The following is a 15,810-nucleotide window of genomic DNA, read 5'->3' as shown; positions in this document are numbered from 1 at the left end:
CTCGCCGCGCGCGCTGCGCCCCGGAATGACGAGTAGGACGAGTAGAGAGAGACGCGCTACACCTCCACCCCCTCGTGCCCGAGCAGCCAACGCTTGCGCTCCAAGCCGCCGCCGTATTTCACCAGCGATCCGTCAGCGCCGATCAGGCGATGACAGGGCAGCACCACGCTGATCGGGTTGGAGCCATTGGCATGACCGACGGCGCGCACCGCCTTGGGCATATCGAGCCTTGCCGCCAATGCGCCGTAGCTCAGCGTTGTGCCTGAGGGAATCGTTGCAAGCGCCGTCCAGACCTTGCGCTGGAACGGCGTGCCGGTGACACGCCACTTGATCGACTTGAGCCGATCTAGATCACCGTCGAAATAGCCTGACAGCGCGAAACGCATTTCGGCGGGCGCGCGCCGCGCGCGCAAATCGACCGCGCCGTGGTGCAGGCGCAACAGCTCCCGCATGCGATGTTCGTAATCTTCCCAATCGAGCGCGCGAAGAATGCCGTCGGCATCGAAGACGAGCAAAGCGGCCCCGATCGGCGTCGCGAGGCGATCGAGACCGAATGCTTCCGGGTTCTGCGTCGTCGACTTCATCAGGATGATCTCTGCCAAATGGGCAGGCACACATTGTCGCGGTACGCCCGTGAACGCCACCCGAAAGCTGATGCGCCTTGCGCCGTGGCGGGGCTTCCTCCACAATTCCCGACAGCGATGGCGGCCGCTCAAAATAGGCGCAATCAGACCATCGGCAGATAATTCCGTCAGGAGGAAGATTCCGGATGAACAATCGTCTAGCTCATTTGGCCGCCACCGCGGCCTTCGCCCTTGCGCTCGCAGCCTCGCCGGCGCTCGCGCAGAAGAAATACGACACCGGCGCCACCGACACCGAGATCAAGATTGGCCAGACCGTGCCGTTCTCGGGCCCCTATTCCGTCTACGCCAATATCGGCAAGACCCAGGCCGCCTACTTCAAGATGATCAACGATCAGGGCGGCATCAACGGCCGCAAGATCAACCTGATCCAGTATGACGACGCCTATTCGCCGCCGAAGACGGTCGAGCAGGTGCGCAAGCTGGTCGAAGGCGACGAGGTGCTGTTCACGTTCCAGATCATCGGCACCGCGGCAAATGCCGCCGTGCAGAAATATCTCAACGGCAAGAAGGTGCCGCAGCTGCTCGCCTCGACCGGGGCCGCACGCTTCAATGATCCGAAGAACTATCCCTGGACCATCGCCTATAATCCCAACTACGTGTCCGAGGGGCGCATCTACGCAAAATACATTCTCGAAAATCACCCCAACGCCAAGATCGGCGTGCTCTACCAGAATGACGACATGGGCCGCGACTATCTCGCCGGCCTGAAGAGCGGCCTCGGCGACAAGGCCACGAGCATGATCGTCGGTGAGGTGTCCTACGAGGTCACCGATCCAACCGTCGACTCGCAGGTGGTCAAGCTGAAGTCGATGGGCACAGACGTGTTCTTTGATGCCTCGACGCCGAAATTCGCGGCACAGGCGATCAAGAAGCTCGCCGACCTCGGCTGGACGCCGGTCCACATCGTCGACATCAATGCGAGCCCGATCTCGGCGACGCTGAAACCTGCCGGCCTCGACATCTCCAAGGGCATCATCTCGACCCAGTACGGCAAGGAGCCCGGCGATCCGCAGTGGAAGGACGATCCCGGCGTGAAGGCCTTCTTCGCCTTCATGGACAAGTATTTCCCGGAAGGCGACAAGCTCAACACCGTCAACACCTATGCCTATTCGGTGGCCGAATTGTTGACGCAGGTGCTGAAGCAGTGTGGCGACGACCTGACGCGCGAGAACGTCATGAAGCAGGTCGCCAACATCAAGGACTTCACCCCGAGCTTCGCGCTCCCCGGCATCAAGATCAACACCGGACCGAACGACTTCCGCGTCAACAAGCAGATGCAGATGATGAAGTTCAACGGCGAACGCTGGGAGCTGTTTGGCCCGATCATGGAAGACACCGGACCGTCCGGTTAGTTACAGCGCTGACTCTCTCGCTTTGGTTAGGCCAGAGCGTATGCTCTCTCGCTCCCTTCCCTGAAGGGGGGAGGGAGCGCAGCGGTGATTGTGGCGCTGACTTCAATCAAATCAGCCAGTGGTCCCCTCGCTTACGTCGGCACCTCGCCGAAATTCTTTCCAACCGGCAGCACGGCATGGCGAATCAGGCGCGAGTCCTCCACGGCCGCTTGCCGGTGTTTCACCGCTTCGCGATAGACGGGGTCGCGGATCATCTCGACGAAGGCGGTGACGCTTGGATATTCGGCGATGAAGCAATGGTCCCAACGCTCCTCTTGCGGGCCGATCAGCATCATCTCGAACTTGCCCTGCCAGATGATGCGGCCGCCGAGGCGTGTGAACACCGGACCGCTTTCGCGACCATAGGCCGCATAGGCCTCGGCGCCGGTCGCTTTCCGGCCGTCCGGATAGGCGGCCTCCTTGCGCAGGCGCACCAGGTTGAGCATGTGGATCGGGCCCGGGCGGTCGTTCTCCCGGAATTGCGCGAAAACCTCCTTGGTCGGATCGATATGGCCCATGGGCGTTTCCTTTCGTTGATGGCTCGATCCTAGCTTTGCCGCCCTCCTCGCGGAACCACCGGCACGCGCCCGCCGCACCTCCTAATCCCGCGTTAAGCTTTGCGTAACCGGGCCTTAAACAGCCACCGCTAGCGTGCGATCGGGCGGGCTAGCGGGCGTTTCGCGGATGGCGTTGGGAAAGAAAAAAGGCGGGCGCAAGGAGCCGCTGTTTGGCTTGCCCGCAGCGCTGGCCGATTTGCGCCTGACGGCTGCCGATCGCATCCCGAACGCTGCCGACGACAAGCCGAAAAAGGCCAAGGCCAAGCGCAAGAGCGACGATGCCGATGACGAGCCGCCGCGCGAGAGGAAAGCCCCCGTGAGCCGCAGCGGCGCAAAGCGAAGGTCGAAGTCGAGGATCGGCTTTGGCATCGGCCGGCTGTTCTATTGGGGCGCCGTGCTCGGCCTCTGGGGCGTGATCGCCGTGGTCGGCGTCGTGATCTGGGTCGGCGCCCATCTGCCACCGATTCAATCGCTGGAGATTCCCAAGCGCCCGCCGACGATCCAGATCGTCGGCATGGACGGCAGCGTGCTGGCGCAGCGCGGCGAGATGGCCGGCGCCAATGTCGCGCTAAGGGATCTGCCGCCGTATTTGCCAAAGGCCTTCATCGCCATCGAGGACCGCCGCTTCTATTCGCATTTCGGCATCGACCCGGTCGGCATCTTGCGCGCCGCCGTCACCAATGTTCTCCGTCGCGGTGTCTCGCAGGGCGGCTCGACGCTGACGCAGCAGCTCGCCAAGAACCTGTTTCTGACGCAGGAGCGCACCATGCAGCGCAAGCTGCAGGAGGCGGAGCTTGCGATCTGGCTGGAGCGCAAGCACTCCAAGAACGAGATTCTGGAGCTCTACCTCAACCGCGTCTATTTCGGCTCCGGCGCCTATGGCGTCGAGGCCGCCGCGCAGAAATATTTCGGCAAGTCGGCCAGGAACGTGACGATCGCGGAGGCCGCGATGCTCGCGGGCCTCGTCAAATCGCCCTCGCGCCTTGCGCCCAACCGCAATCCCGAAGGCGCGGAAGCGCGCGCGCAGGTCGTGCTCGCCGCGATGGCGGAGGCCAAGTTCATCACCGAAGCCCAGGCGCAGGCCTCGATCGGCCATCCCTCCTACAACGTGAAGCCGGCCGGCGCCGGCACCGTGAACTACGTCGCCGACTGGATCGGCGAAGTGCTGGACGATCTCGTCGGCCAGATCGACCAGAGCATCACGGTCGAGACCACGATCGATCCAAAGCTCCAGAGCGTGGCGGAGGCCGCCATCATCGACGAGCTCGCGGCGAAAAGCGTGAAATTCAACGTCAGCCAGGGCGCGCTGGTCGCGATGACGCCCGACGGCGCGGTGCGCGCCTTGGTCGGCGGGCGGAATTATTCCGATAGCCAGTACAACCGCGCCGTGACGGCCAAGCGCCAGCCGGGCTCCTCGTTCAAGCCGTTCGTCTATCTGACCGCGCTGGAGCAGGGGCTGACGCCGGACACGATCCGCCAGGACGCGCCGATCGAGGTCAAGGGCTGGAAGCCCGAGAACTACACTCATGAATATTTCGGCGCGGTGACGCTGACGCAGGCGCTCGCGATGTCGCTCAACACGGTCGCAATTCGCCTCGGCCTCGAAGTCGGGCCGAAGAACGTGGTGCGCACGGCGCACCGGCTCGGCATCTCCTCGAAGCTCGAGCCCAACGCCTCGATCGCGCTCGGCACCTCCGAGGTCTCGGTGGTCGAGCTGGTCGGCGCCTATGCGCCCTTCGCCAATGGCGGCTTCGCGGTGTCGCCGCATGTGGTGACGAAGATCAAGACGATAGAAGGCGGCAAACTGCTCTACATGCGCCAACCCGACGAGCGCAACCAGGTGATCGAGCCGCGCTATGTGGCGATGATGAACACGATGATGCGGGAAACGCTGATCTCCGGCACCGCCAAGAAGGCGGAGATCCCGGGCTGGATGGCCGCGGGCAAGACCGGCACCAGCCAGGATTACCGGGACGCCTGGTTCGTCGGCTACACCGCCAACCTCGTCACCGGCGTCTGGCTCGGCAATGACGACAACTCGCCGACCAAGAAGGCGACCGGCGGCGGCCTGCCTGTGGAAGTCTGGTCGCGCTTCATGCGCACCGCGCACGAAGGCGTGGCGGTCGCAAGCCTGCCGAACTCGCAAGTCGGCTGGGGTCTGTCGAACCTCGCGCAGGCGGCTTCGCAAGTCTCCGCCCCGACGCCGCCTGCTCCCGTCAACAACAGCGGCACTCGCCCGCCCCCGACGCGCGCCAATGTCCGGCCGGAGCCGGCCGCGGGTCTCGACGGCTGGCTGATGGATCGGTTGTTCGGCGGGAACAGGTAGGTTCTGTCTGGGATCGCTGTGACCCCAAAACAAGAGTCTCGAAAACAACCCCATGCAAACTACTAGCCGGTGACTTCCGGCGCCATGCGCGGTAGATTTTGCGAAGTCTTTGATGCGGCGGGATAAACCAAGCTTGCCGCGCGATCATCGCAGCGACTGGGAAGAATCGAGAGAGACGCGCAGAAATCGCCTCATTCTCCGCTGTCATTCCCCGCGCAGGCGGGGAATCCAGTACGCCGCGGCTTCTCCGTATTCGTCACCGCCTCTGGAATACTGGATCGCCCGCTTTCGCGGGCGATGACAGCTTCGGAGACGGCCGCCGGCTTACAGCCTGGCTAGCAATGAGAGCTTAATCCTCGATCCCGTACCGATGCAGGTCGTTGCCGTGGGTGTCGAGCCACTTCTTGGCGCGCTCCACCGACGGGCAGACCTTCGCGCAGACGCGCCAGAACCGTGGCGAGTGGTTCATCTCGACGAGGTGGGCGACCTCGTGGGCTGCGAGATAATCCAGCACGTAAGGCGGCGCGAGGATCAGGCGCCACGAGAACGACAGCGAGCCGGCGGAGGTGCAGGAGCCCCAGCGGCTCGACTGATCGCGGATCGAGAGGCGCCTGACGCGAACGCCGAGCTCGGCGGCATAGCCTTCCGCCGACCGTTGCAAATCGTGGCGCGCCTCGCGCTTGAGGAAGTCATGGACACGGCGATCGACATGATCGACGCCGCCGGCAACGCAGATGATGCGCTCGCCGCTATCGCGCGTCTCGGTCCACACCGTGCCGCGGACGCCGGCGCGATGCACGATCCGGTGCGGCAAGCCCCGAAGCGGTATCACAGTGCCCGCCTGGAACGGCGCAGCCTTTGGCAAGCGGCCAAGGCGCGCGGCAATCCATGCACCGTGACGCTGCGCGAAGTCTTTTGCCTCCGCGAGCGTGCCGCGCGGCGGCATGGTGAGGATCGCTTCGCGATCGCTCGGATGAATTCGAAGCGTATAGCGACGCGCGCGGCGGTGCCGGCGCAGCCTTATCGCGAAGAATTGCGATCCGTGGTGGATCACAAAGGTCTTGGGTTCGTGAGGCCGCCGATAAAGTAGCGCGCGAGTGGCCATGTCTGTCAGTCCGGGGGGCAGGAGTTCGCCCGGATTCTGCCATAACCGCCGCCAGGGAAAGCGCTCGGCGCAAAAACAAATCATTTGCCCAATATACAGGGGTTGGCAGCCCGGGAGACCCTACAGACTGGGGTTGGAACCCGATTTTTTCGCCCCCGCTGGACGCATGCTGGCCCCCCAAAATCTGAGGGCAGACTCACTCCTAGAGCGCTACCTAATTACCGCGAATCTGGCGGGAACCCAGGCCCGCCGGAGGGGTCCGGCAGGCGCGGGAAACCCGAAAAAGCGGCCTATTCGGCCGCCAACGCCAGTGAAGCCTTCGGATTCGCCGCCGAAATCATGAAATCGTGGATACGCGGCACGATTTCCGACTTGAAACGCGAGCCGTTGAACACGCCGTAATGTCCGACGCCCTTCTGCACGTAATGCACGCGGCGATTTTCGGGGATCGAGCTGCACAAACCATGCGTCGCTTCGGTCTGACCGAGACCCGAGATGTCGTCGTTCTCGCCTTCCACAGTCATCAGCGCAACGCGCGTGATCTTGGTGGGATCAACCCGCGTGCCGCGATGGGTCATCTCACCCTTCGGCAGCGCGTGCTTGACGAACACGGTGTCGACCGTCTGCAGGTAATACTCCGCGGTCAGGTCCATCACCGCGAGATATTCGTCATAGAAGTCGCGATGCTTGTCGACGAGATCGCCGTCGCCCTTCACCAGGTTGGCAAACAGCTGCTTGTGCGCATCCATGTGCCGGTCGAGATTCATGCTGATGAAGCCGTTGAGCTGCAAAAAGCCCGGATAAACGTCACGCATCATGCCGGGATGCGGGAACGGCACCTTGGTGATGACGTGGTTGCGGAACCAGTCGATGCCGCGCTGTTCGGCAACCTTGTTCACCGCGGTCGGATTGCGGCGGGTGTCGATCGGGCCGCCCATCAGCGTCATCGAGGTCGGCACGAAGGGGTCGCGCCGCGCTTCCATGATCGAAACGGCCGCGACGACGGGGACGGAAGGCTGGCACACCGCCATCACATGGGTGTTGCCGCCGAGCACATGCAGCATCTCGATGACGTAGTCGATGTAGTCGTCGAGATCGAAGCGGCCTTCGCTCAAGGGGACCATGCGAGCGTCGGCCCAATCGGTGATGTAAACCTCATGCGCGGGCAGCAGGGCCTCGACCGTGCCGCGAAGCAGCGTCGCGTAGTGGCCGGACATCGGCGCCACGATCAGCACGCGCGGCTGCGGGCTGCGCAAGGGGCGGGTAAACTTGCGATCGAAATAGAGCAGCCGGCAAAACGGCTTTTCCCAGACCGGGCGGACCTCGACGGGGACGCGGATGCCGTTGACCTCGGTGTCGTCGAGCCCCCATTCCGGCTTGCCGTAGCGGCGCGTCGTGCGCTCGAACAATTCGCAAGCCGCGGCCAGCGATTTGCCGACATCGGTGTGCGACCACGGATTCAGGGGATTCTGAAACAGGATCTTGGTGGCGTCGGTGACTGCGCGCGCTGGATTGAGAGAGGCGTGCGCCATCTCGTACATCCAGTACATCGGCGTCGTTAAGACCGGACTGCCTTCGGCCACCAGGGGCGGTGCGCCGCCAAACTCACCAATAGGCATATCGTATATCCTCTCGCATCGCAGCATACTGCCGAATGCGTAATATTGCGTCAATGCATGGTTCCGTACATGTACGGGCTTGAAGTAGCAAAAACGAGCCTGAATCCACGGGAAAGTGAAACTATTCGCCGCTGGACAGCAGCGAGCCGTGTTTCTTGGCGCTGCGCAAAAGGGCAAGGAATGCCCCGAAAGATGCAGCCAGAAGGCCCGCATTGATGACGAGGGCGGCGAGCATCAGGTCGGCCCGGAAGCTGTGCTCGATCAGCAGCGCCCGCATCCCCTCGAAAACATAGGTCGGCGGCAGCATCCAGGCGACCACTTGCAGCCAGCCGGGCAGCACGCTGACGGGATAGTAGATGCAGGCGAGCGGCATGATCGCGAACATCAAGGTCCAGACGATGCTTTCGGCCCCAAGCCCGTTCCGCAACACCAGGCCGGAGACGAAGATGCCGACCGCCCAGCTCGTGAAGATCAGATTGCAGAAAAAAGCGATCAGCGGCAGGCCGAGGCTGTAGAAATTGAAGTGAAACAGAAACAGCGCGAGCAGCGTCATCGGGATGACGCCGATCGCGAGCCGGATCAGGCTCATGACCATGAGCGCGAGCAGGAACTCGATCGGCTTGAGCGGGCTCATCATGAGATTGCCGATGTTGCGCGCCCACATCTCCTCCAGGAACGAGATGGAGAAGCCGAGCTGGCCCCGAAAGAGGATGTCCCAGAGGATGACGGCGCCGATCAGCGTGCCGCCTGCCCGCGCGAAGAAATTGGCATTTTCCGCGATATAGAGCTGGATGAAGCCCCAGGTGATGACCTGGAGCGCCGGCCAGTAGAGCAGCTCCAGAAGCCGCGGCCAGGACGACATCAACAGGTACCAGTAGCGCAGGATCATCGCGTTGATGCGATGCATGGCGAGGCCACGATGAAGCGCAAGCTCGCTCATCGCACCGCCTCCCGCGGCGCTCCATTGCTCCGGCCGCGCGCGACGTCCAGAAACACCTCTTCCAGCGTGTCGCGGTTGTAGCGGGCCATGATGGCGTCGGGCGTGTCGTCGTCCTCGATGCGGCCGCGCTTCATGATGATGACGCGGTCGCACAGCCGCTCGACCTCGAGCATGTTGTGCGAGGCGAGCAGGATGGTGGCATTGTGCGCTTTCCGGTAGGCCTCGAGATGCGCCCGCACCCAGTCTGCCGTGTCAGGGTCGAGCGAGGCCGTCGGCTCGTCCAGCAGCAGCAGCTCGGGCTGGTTGATCAGCGCCTTCGCAAGCGCAACGCGGGTCTTCTGCCCGGCCGAGAGCTTGCCGTTCGACCGGTCGAGGAATTCATTGAGATCGAGATCGTCGGCAAGCTGCGCGATGCGACCGGACAGATCCTTCACCGCATAGAGCTTGCCGAAAATCGTCAGATTCTGCCGCACCGTGAGCCGCATCGGCATGTCGACATAGGGGCTCTCGAAATTCATCCGCCCGAGCACATCGGCGCTCTCCTCGGGCATCCGATGCCCGAGCACCCGCACGCGGCCCGAGGTCGGCAGCACGAGGCCCATGATCATCGCGATCGTCGTGGTCTTGCCGGCGCCGTTGCCGCCGAGCAGGCCCGTGATGGTGCCGCGGGCAAGCGAAAAGGAAATGTCGTCGACCGCGCGGGTCTGCTTGTAGACCTTGACGAGATGGTCGACCTCGATCGCCGCGGACAGGGCGCCGTCCGCGACAGTCAGCCGACTTGAAGCCTTGTCATTCTCGGTCATGCTGGGCGTTCTTCTGCTATTGCGGCGGCAAGCGCAAGACTTGTAACCAGTCGGATTGTGTGAGCCACGGTGTTTGTGACCTGAGAAGGCAGTGCCCAATTGGCCGATATGACTGAAATTGCCGCTTCCGAGTTTCGCCATTCGCAGCGACATATCCGCCTGGATACGATTCTGCGGCTGCGCTGGCTTGCGGTGCTCGGCCAGCTCGCCGCCATCTTCATCGTGGCGCAGGGGCTGGAATTCAACGTTCCGATCATCCCCTGCGTCACCATCATCGGGCTGTCGGCGGCGCTCAACCTCACCCTGCAAACGGCGGCCAATCCGATGCAGCGGCTGAAGCCGGTCCATGCGGCCGCACTGCTGGCGCTGAACATCGTGGAACTGGCCGGTCTCTTGTTCTTCACCGGCGGATTGCAGAACCCGTTCTCATTCCTGTTCCTGGCCCCGGTCCTGATCTCCGCGACCGCGCTGCCGGCCCGGCTTACCTTCGGCCTCGGCCTGCTCGCGGTCGCCTGCGCCTCGATTCTGGTCTTCTCTCATCTGCCGCTGCCCTGGGACACCGACGATCCCCTGGTGCTGCCGCCGATCTATCTGGTCGGCGTCTGGCTTTCGATCGTGCTCGCGATCGGCGTCACGAGCCTCTACTCCTTCCAGGTGACGGAAGAGGCGCGCAAGCTCGCCGACGCGCTCGCCGCGACCGAGCTGGTGCTGACGCGCGAGCAGCATCTGACCCAGCTCGACGGGCTTGCGGCCGCGGCCGCGCATGAGCTCGGCACGCCGCTGGCAACCATCTTCCTGATCTCGCGCGAACTGGAGAAGACGGTGAAGGACGCAAGCTTCGCCGCCGATCTGAAAACCCTGCGCGAGCAGACGCAGCGTTGCCGCGACATCCTGAGCAAGATCACCCAGCTCTCCTCCACCGGCGCGCCATTCGACCGCATGAAGCTGTCAGAGCTGATCGAGGAGGTCGTAGCGCCACACCGTGATTTCGGTGTCGCCATCAAGGTGCGGATCGCGGTGGCGGCGACCATGGAACCGGTCGGCTCGCGCAATCCAGCGATCCTCTATGGCGTCGGCAATATCGTCGAAAATGCCGTCGATTTTGCCCACACCACCGTCGAGGTGAACGCGTGGTGGAACAATGACAGTCTCGAGATCCTGATCTCCGACGACGGCCCCGGCATTCCACCCGATCTCTTGAACCGGATCGGCGAACCCTATCTGTCGCGGCGGCGCTTGCAGGACGACGGTGGAGGCGAGCGTCGCGGCCTGGGGCTCGGGGTGTTCATCGCACGCACGCTCCTGGAGCGCACGGGCGCGAAAGTCTCGTTTACCAATCGGACCTTCCCCGAGCATGGCGCCGTGGTGCAGATCGCATGGCCGCGCGAGCGTTTTGAGGCTACCGAGACAGCCGAAGAAACAATAGGATAGGCCGCGACGTTGGGTCGCACTGCAAGTACGATCGACTTTCGGCGACCTTGGCAGCGCCCGATTGCAACGCCATATGTTTCAGCGTTGGAGAGAGGACAAAACCTTGAACGCCATCGCCGAACTGAATGAACAGGCCGACCGCTCGCTCCTGATCGTCGAGGACGACAAGCCGTTTCTGGAGCGGCTGTCACGCGCCATGGAGACGCGCGGCTTCACGGTGACCTCCTGCGATAGCGTCTCGGATGGATTGGCTGAGATCGGCAAGGCCGCGCCGGCGTTTGCGGTGGTCGACTTGCGGCTCGGCGACGGCAACGGCCTCGACGTGGTCTCGGCGCTGAAGAAGAAGCGCCCGGAGGCACGGGCCATCGTGCTCACCGGCTATGGCAACATCGCCACCGCCGTGACCGCGGTGAAGATGGGCGCGATCGATTATCTCTCCAAGCCGGCCGACGCCGACGACGTCGTCGCCGCGCTGCTTTCGACCGGCACCGAAAAGTCCGAGCTGCCGGCGAACCCGATGTCGGCCGACCGTGTGCGCTGGGAGCACATCCAGCGCATCTACGAGATGTGCAACCGCAACGTCTCGGAAACCGCGCGCCGCCTCAACATGCACCGCCGCACCCTGCAGCGAATTCTGGCCAAGCGCGCGCCGCGGTAGTTTCAGGATCGTACTCTGGCACCGTCACCCTGAGGTGGCCGCGAAGCGGCCCTCGAAGGGCGACGGCCCGGCCGCATCCCGGCCGTTCATCCTTCGAGGCTCGCTACGCTCGCACCTCAGGATGACGGGTCGGCGTCGCTCTTTGCCTTACTCCCAAAACTCGGCATGGCCCTGCGGATCGACCAGGCGGTTGATCCGGAGCGCGGCGGCCATCGCGAAGCGTACCGTCATCTGCTTGCGCGTCGGGGCCGGCAGCTTGTGCTCGGGCGCCTCGCAGTGGAGATGCGCGCCATAGGCATCTGCGATGATCAGGCCGGTGCCTTCCGGAAAGATCTCGCAAGGAAGATCCTGCGTGAAGGCGAAGAACAGCCGGTCGCAATGGGCGCGGTATTCGTGCCATTTCTGGTCGCTGCGAAGATCCTCGACCGACGACTTGATCTCGACGATCCAGATCTCGCCGCGCTCGTTCAGCGCGACGAGATCGGCACGGCGGCCCGACGGCAGCGGCAATTCGCTGATGCAGGAGAAGCCGAGCGAGCGCAACAGCCGCGCCGTACCGCGCGCGACCGCGAGCGCGGTTTCCGACTGACGGCCGTCAGTCGGCGGAACGAGTGCGATGTGGCGGGCGGTGTTGTCCATGGACGTGAGCTTAGCCGATTCCACTGGGTGCGCCCACAGTTGGATGGAGACGCAGCTGGTGCCCATTCTCCGTCGTCATTCCGGGGCGCGCGAAGCGCGAGCCCGGGACGACACTGAGTGCGAGGTGTGGAACCTCGCCTCTCGCCGACACTTAATCACGCAGCCACCAACCGCCGCGCGGACCCACGAGGCTGCCCCGACATGATCGACGACCTCTGGTACAAGAACGGCGTCATCTACTGCCTCTCTGTTGCCACCTACATGGATGCCAATGGCGACGGCGTCGGCGACTTCAAGGGGCTGTTGCGGCGGCTCGACTATCTGCACGGCCTCGGCATCACTGCGATCTGGCTGATGCCGTTTCAGCCGTCGCCCGGGCGCGACGGCGGCTACGACATATCAGACTATTACGGCGTCGATCCACGCTACGGCACGCTCGGCGACTTCGTCGAATTCGCTCATGGCTGCAAGCAGCGCGGCATCCGCATCATCATCGATCTCGTCGTCAACCACACTTCGGACCAGCATCCCTGGTTCAGGGCTGCGCGCAGCTCGAAGGACTCGCCCCACCGCGACTGGTATGTGTGGTCCGACAAGAAGCCTGCGAACGCAGCCAAGGGCGTCGTGTTTCCAGGCGTGCAGAAATCGACCTGGACGCGCGACAGGGAAGCAGGCGCCTGGTACTTCCACCGCTTCTACGATTTCCAGCCCGACCTCAACACCTCGAACCCGCGCGTGCAGGCCGAGCTCCTGAAGATCATGGGCTTCTGGATCCAGCTCGGCGTCTCCGGCTTCCGGATGGATGCCGTGCCGTTCGTGATCGCCACCAAGGGAGCGAAGGTCAAGACGCCGACGGAGCAGTACGACATGCTGCGCTCGTTCCGCGAATTTCTGCAATGGCGCGAGGGCGACGCGATCATCCTTGCGGAAGCCAATGTGCTGCCCAGGACCGACATGGAATACTTCGGCCGCGACGGCGACCGCATGCACATGATGTTCAACTTCCACGTCAACCAGCATTTGTTTTATGCGCTGGCTTCGGCCGACTCGCGCGCACTCGCCAAGGCAGTGAAGGCGACCAGGCCGCGGCCGGCGTCCGCCCAATGGGGCCTGTTCCTGCGCAACCATGACGAGCTCGATCTCGGACGCCTGACCAAGGCCCAGCGCGATCGCGTCTTCAAATGCTTCGGCCCGGACAAGGACATGCAGCTCTATGACCGCGGCATCCGCCGGCGGCTCGCGCCGATGCTCGGCGGCGACCGGCGCCGGCTCGAGCTTGCCTACAGCCTGATGTGCACGCTGCCGGGGACACCGGTGATCCGCTACGGCGACGAGATCGCGATGGGCGACGACCTGTCGCTGCCCGAGCGCAATTGCGCGCGCACTCCGATGCAATGGTCGACCGAACCGCACGGAGGCTTCACCGACAGCAACAAGCCGGTCTCGCCGGTCATCGACGAAGGACCATATGGCTTCGGGCACGTCAACGTCGCCAAGCAGCGGCGCGATCCGAACTCGATGCTGAACTGGACCGAGCGCATCATCCGCATGCGAAAAGAAGTGCCGGAGGTCGGCTGGGGCGACTTCGAGGTCATCGCCGTGCAGGACCCGGCGATCTTCATCATCCGCTATGACTGGCGCAACAATTCGGTGCTGTTCGTGCACAATCTCGACGAGAAGCCGCGCGAGATCGCGTTCTCGACGAAGCTGCCTGAAGGATATGGCGGGCTGCTGATCAATCTCCTGGCGGAAGATCACAGCCGCGCCGACAAACGCGGCCGGCACCACGTCGTGCTCGAGCCCTACGGCTATCGCTGGTACCGCGTCGGCGGGCTCGACTATCTCTTGAAGCGCAGCGATATCGACACCACGGCGATGCGGAAGAATGCGCGTGGGAAGTGACGCCCCCGTCATTCCGGGGCGCGCAAAGCGCGAGCCCGGGACGACAGCGATCATCGCGTCGGTCCGATCACCACGCCTTCATTGCCGCGCAGGTCGAGCACGCCTTCGAGCTCTTCGCCTTCGCGGTCGAGGAAGGTCGAGAGCAGGATCTCGCTGCCGAAGCGGATGGCGCTGGTGGTGACGGCGACGGGGTCCGGGCCGAGATTGAGCACCACGACCAGCGCGTCGTCGCCGGCCTGCCGGCGATAGATCAGGAGGTCGCCTTGCGCGGCGATCGGGTGATAGTCGCCGGCGACCAGCGGCCGATGCGCCTTCCGCAAAGCGATCAGGCGCTTGTAGAGATTCAGGATCGAGAATTTGTCGGCCTCGAGATTGACCACGTTCGCATGAACGTAGATCTCCGGCAGCGGCAGCCACGGCGCGACTTGAGAGAAACCGCCAAAATTCGAGGAATCCCATTGCATCGGGGTACGGCAGCCGTCGCGGCCGACGCCGATGCCGGGCACGTTCTTCTCGAAGGGATCGCGGACGTCCTCGGGCGCGATCGCGACCTGGTTCATCCCGATCTCGTCACCATAGTAGAGCGTCGGCGTACCGCGCAGCGTCAGCAGCAGCATGGCGGCGACCCGCGCCTGCTCCGGCCCGACGCGGCTTGCGACGCGCGGCCGGTCGTGATTGCCGAGCACCCAGTTGGGCCAGGCGCCCTTCGGCAATGCCTTCTCGTAGTCCTCGATGATCTTCTCGATCGAGCGCGCGCTCCAGAAGGTCGAGAGCAGCGCGAAATTGAATGGCATCTGCGCGCCGGCGAGATCGTTGCCGTAATAGGCCATCAGACGATGCAGCGGCAGATAAATCTCGCCGATCAGCACGCGCGCGCGATAGACATCGGTGACGCGGCGCATCTCGGCGATGACGTCATGCACCTCCGGCTGGTCGGTCGAGTACTGCGTGAGGATTTTTTCGTGCGGCGGACGTCCCTCGACATAATGCGGGTTCAGCGGATTGTCGCGGAATTCCGCGTCCTTGATCAGGTGCCAGATGACGTCGACGCGAAAGCCGTCGACGTCTTTCTCCAGCCAGAACCGCATCACGTCATACATCGCCTCGCGGACATCAGGATTGCGCCAGTTGAGGTCCGGCTGCCGGGCGAGGAAGGCGTGGTAGTAATATTGTCCCGTTGCCTCGTCATATTGCCACGCACTGCCGCCGAACTCGGACAGCCAGTTGTTCGGCGGACCGCCGTCGGGCCCGCCATCGCGCCAGATGAACCAGTCGCGCTTCGGGTTGTCGCGCGAGGAGCGGCTCGCGATGAACCAGGGATGCTGGTCGGAGGTGTGGTTCGGCACGAGATCGAGGATCAGCTTCAGCCCGCTTTCATGCGCGGCCTCAAGCAGCGCATCGAAATCCTCCATGGTGCCGAACAGGGGATCGATGCCGGTGTACTCGGAGATGTCGTAGCCGAAATCGGCCATCGGCGAGCGGAAGACCGGCGACAGCCAGATGGCATCGACGCCGAGCGATTTCACGTAAGCCAGGCGCTTGAGGATGCCGGCGAGATCGCCGACCCCGTCGCCGTCGGTGTCCTGAAACGAGCGCGGGTAGATCTGATAGAAGATGCCGTCGCGCCACCAGTATTCGTCGTCCTGGGCCATATTCTTGTGATTTCCCCCGAAAATATGCGCTTCAGACGAAGCAACGCGGGACTGGCGCGCGCGTTCAGAGGAACAGGGTAATGGGACGTCCGTATGACCGCGAGTTCGCGTCATGCCGCGAGGACGGCGCGTGATGCGGACTC

13 protein-coding genes are annotated in these 15,810 nt (G+C 63.6%); 5 read left to right on the top strand and 8 right to left on the bottom strand.

Annotated elements, in window-relative coordinates:
* Positions 1-56: 56 nt before the first annotated feature.
* Positions 57-584, bottom strand: a complete 528-nt coding sequence (locus tag NLN62_RS19135; RefSeq protein WP_027523997.1) for a methylated-DNA--[protein]-cysteine S-methyltransferase — start codon at positions 582-584, stop codon at positions 57-59.
* Between the two features lie 185 nt (positions 585-769).
* Here NLN62_RS19135 and NLN62_RS19130 point away from each other — a divergent pair, with 185 nt between their 5' ends.
* Positions 770-1,996, top strand: coding sequence for an ABC transporter substrate-binding protein (locus NLN62_RS19130; protein ID WP_027523996.1), 1,227 nt, complete (start codon positions 770-772; stop codon positions 1,994-1,996).
* Positions 1,997-2,127: 131 nt separating this feature from the next.
* On the opposite strand, the gene NLN62_RS19125 is transcribed toward NLN62_RS19130, so the two are convergent.
* Complete coding sequence (locus tag NLN62_RS19125; RefSeq protein ID WP_027523995.1) at positions 2,128-2,553, bottom strand: DUF1330 domain-containing protein; 426 nt, start codon at positions 2,551-2,553, stop codon at positions 2,128-2,130.
* A gap of 166 nt (positions 2,554-2,719) precedes the next feature.
* On the opposite strand from NLN62_RS19125, the gene NLN62_RS19120 reads away from it, so the two are divergent.
* The gene (locus tag NLN62_RS19120; RefSeq protein WP_027523994.1) at positions 2,720-4,918 is read left to right on the top strand and encodes a transglycosylase domain-containing protein; all 2,199 of its coding nucleotides are present in this window, start codon (positions 2,720-2,722) and stop codon (positions 4,916-4,918) included.
* A gap of 349 nt (positions 4,919-5,267) precedes the next feature.
* On the opposite strand, the gene NLN62_RS19115 is transcribed toward NLN62_RS19120, so the two are convergent.
* From NLN62_RS19115 to NLN62_RS19100, 4 genes are all read right to left on the bottom strand, one after another.
* Positions 5,268-6,107 (bottom strand): M48 family metallopeptidase, encoded by an 840-nt coding sequence (locus NLN62_RS19115; protein WP_254109839.1) that lies wholly within the window; start codon positions 6,105-6,107, stop codon positions 5,268-5,270.
* 206 nt (positions 6,108-6,313) lie between these two features.
* Entirely contained in the window at positions 6,314-7,642 is a 1,329-nt protein-coding gene (locus NLN62_RS19110) for a polyhydroxyalkanoate depolymerase (RefSeq protein WP_027523992.1), read from the bottom strand.
* Positions 7,643-7,763: 121 nt separating this feature from the next.
* Entirely contained in the window at positions 7,764-8,582 is an 819-nt protein-coding gene (locus NLN62_RS19105) for an ABC transporter permease (RefSeq protein WP_027523991.1), read from the bottom strand.
* Positions 8,579-9,385, bottom strand: coding sequence for an ABC transporter ATP-binding protein (locus NLN62_RS19100; RefSeq protein WP_027523990.1), 807 nt, complete (start codon positions 9,383-9,385; stop codon positions 8,579-8,581). The genes NLN62_RS19105 and NLN62_RS19100 overlap by 4 nt, the downstream gene beginning before the upstream one ends.
* A 108-nt stretch (positions 9,386-9,493) precedes the next feature.
* On the opposite strand from NLN62_RS19100, the gene NLN62_RS19095 reads away from it, so the two are divergent.
* Entirely contained in the window at positions 9,494-10,816 is a 1,323-nt protein-coding gene (locus NLN62_RS19095; protein WP_027523989.1) for an ActS/PrrB/RegB family redox-sensitive histidine kinase, read from the top strand.
* A 103-nt stretch (positions 10,817-10,919) separates the two neighbouring features.
* Positions 10,920-11,474, top strand: a complete 555-nt coding sequence (locus NLN62_RS19090; protein WP_027523988.1) for an ActR/PrrA/RegA family redox response regulator transcription factor — start codon at positions 10,920-10,922, stop codon at positions 11,472-11,474.
* A gap of 147 nt (positions 11,475-11,621) precedes the next feature.
* Here NLN62_RS19090 and NLN62_RS19085 read toward each other — a convergent pair whose 3' ends face one another.
* A complete protein-coding gene (locus NLN62_RS19085; protein ID WP_027523987.1) occupies positions 11,622-12,113 on the bottom strand; it encodes an MmcB family DNA repair protein in 492 nt (163 codons plus the stop codon).
* Between the two features lie 201 nt (positions 12,114-12,314).
* Here NLN62_RS19085 and NLN62_RS19080 point away from each other — a divergent pair, with 201 nt between their 5' ends.
* Positions 12,315-14,015, top strand: a complete 1,701-nt coding sequence (locus NLN62_RS19080; RefSeq protein ID WP_254109838.1) for an alpha-amylase family protein — start codon at positions 12,315-12,317, stop codon at positions 14,013-14,015.
* Between the two features lie 50 nt (positions 14,016-14,065).
* On the opposite strand, the gene NLN62_RS19075 is transcribed toward NLN62_RS19080, so the two are convergent.
* Complete coding sequence (locus tag NLN62_RS19075; protein WP_254109837.1) at positions 14,066-15,667, bottom strand: alpha-amylase family glycosyl hydrolase; 1,602 nt, start codon at positions 15,665-15,667, stop codon at positions 14,066-14,068.
* Between the last annotated feature and the right edge of the window lie 143 nt (positions 15,668-15,810).

Origin of the sequence: Bradyrhizobium sp. CCGUVB23 (genome assembly GCF_024199885.1) — a bacterium.
Taxonomy (GTDB): Bacteria; Pseudomonadota; Alphaproteobacteria; order Rhizobiales; family Xanthobacteraceae; genus Bradyrhizobium.
This window is presented reverse-complemented; position numbering and strand designations above follow the sequence as displayed.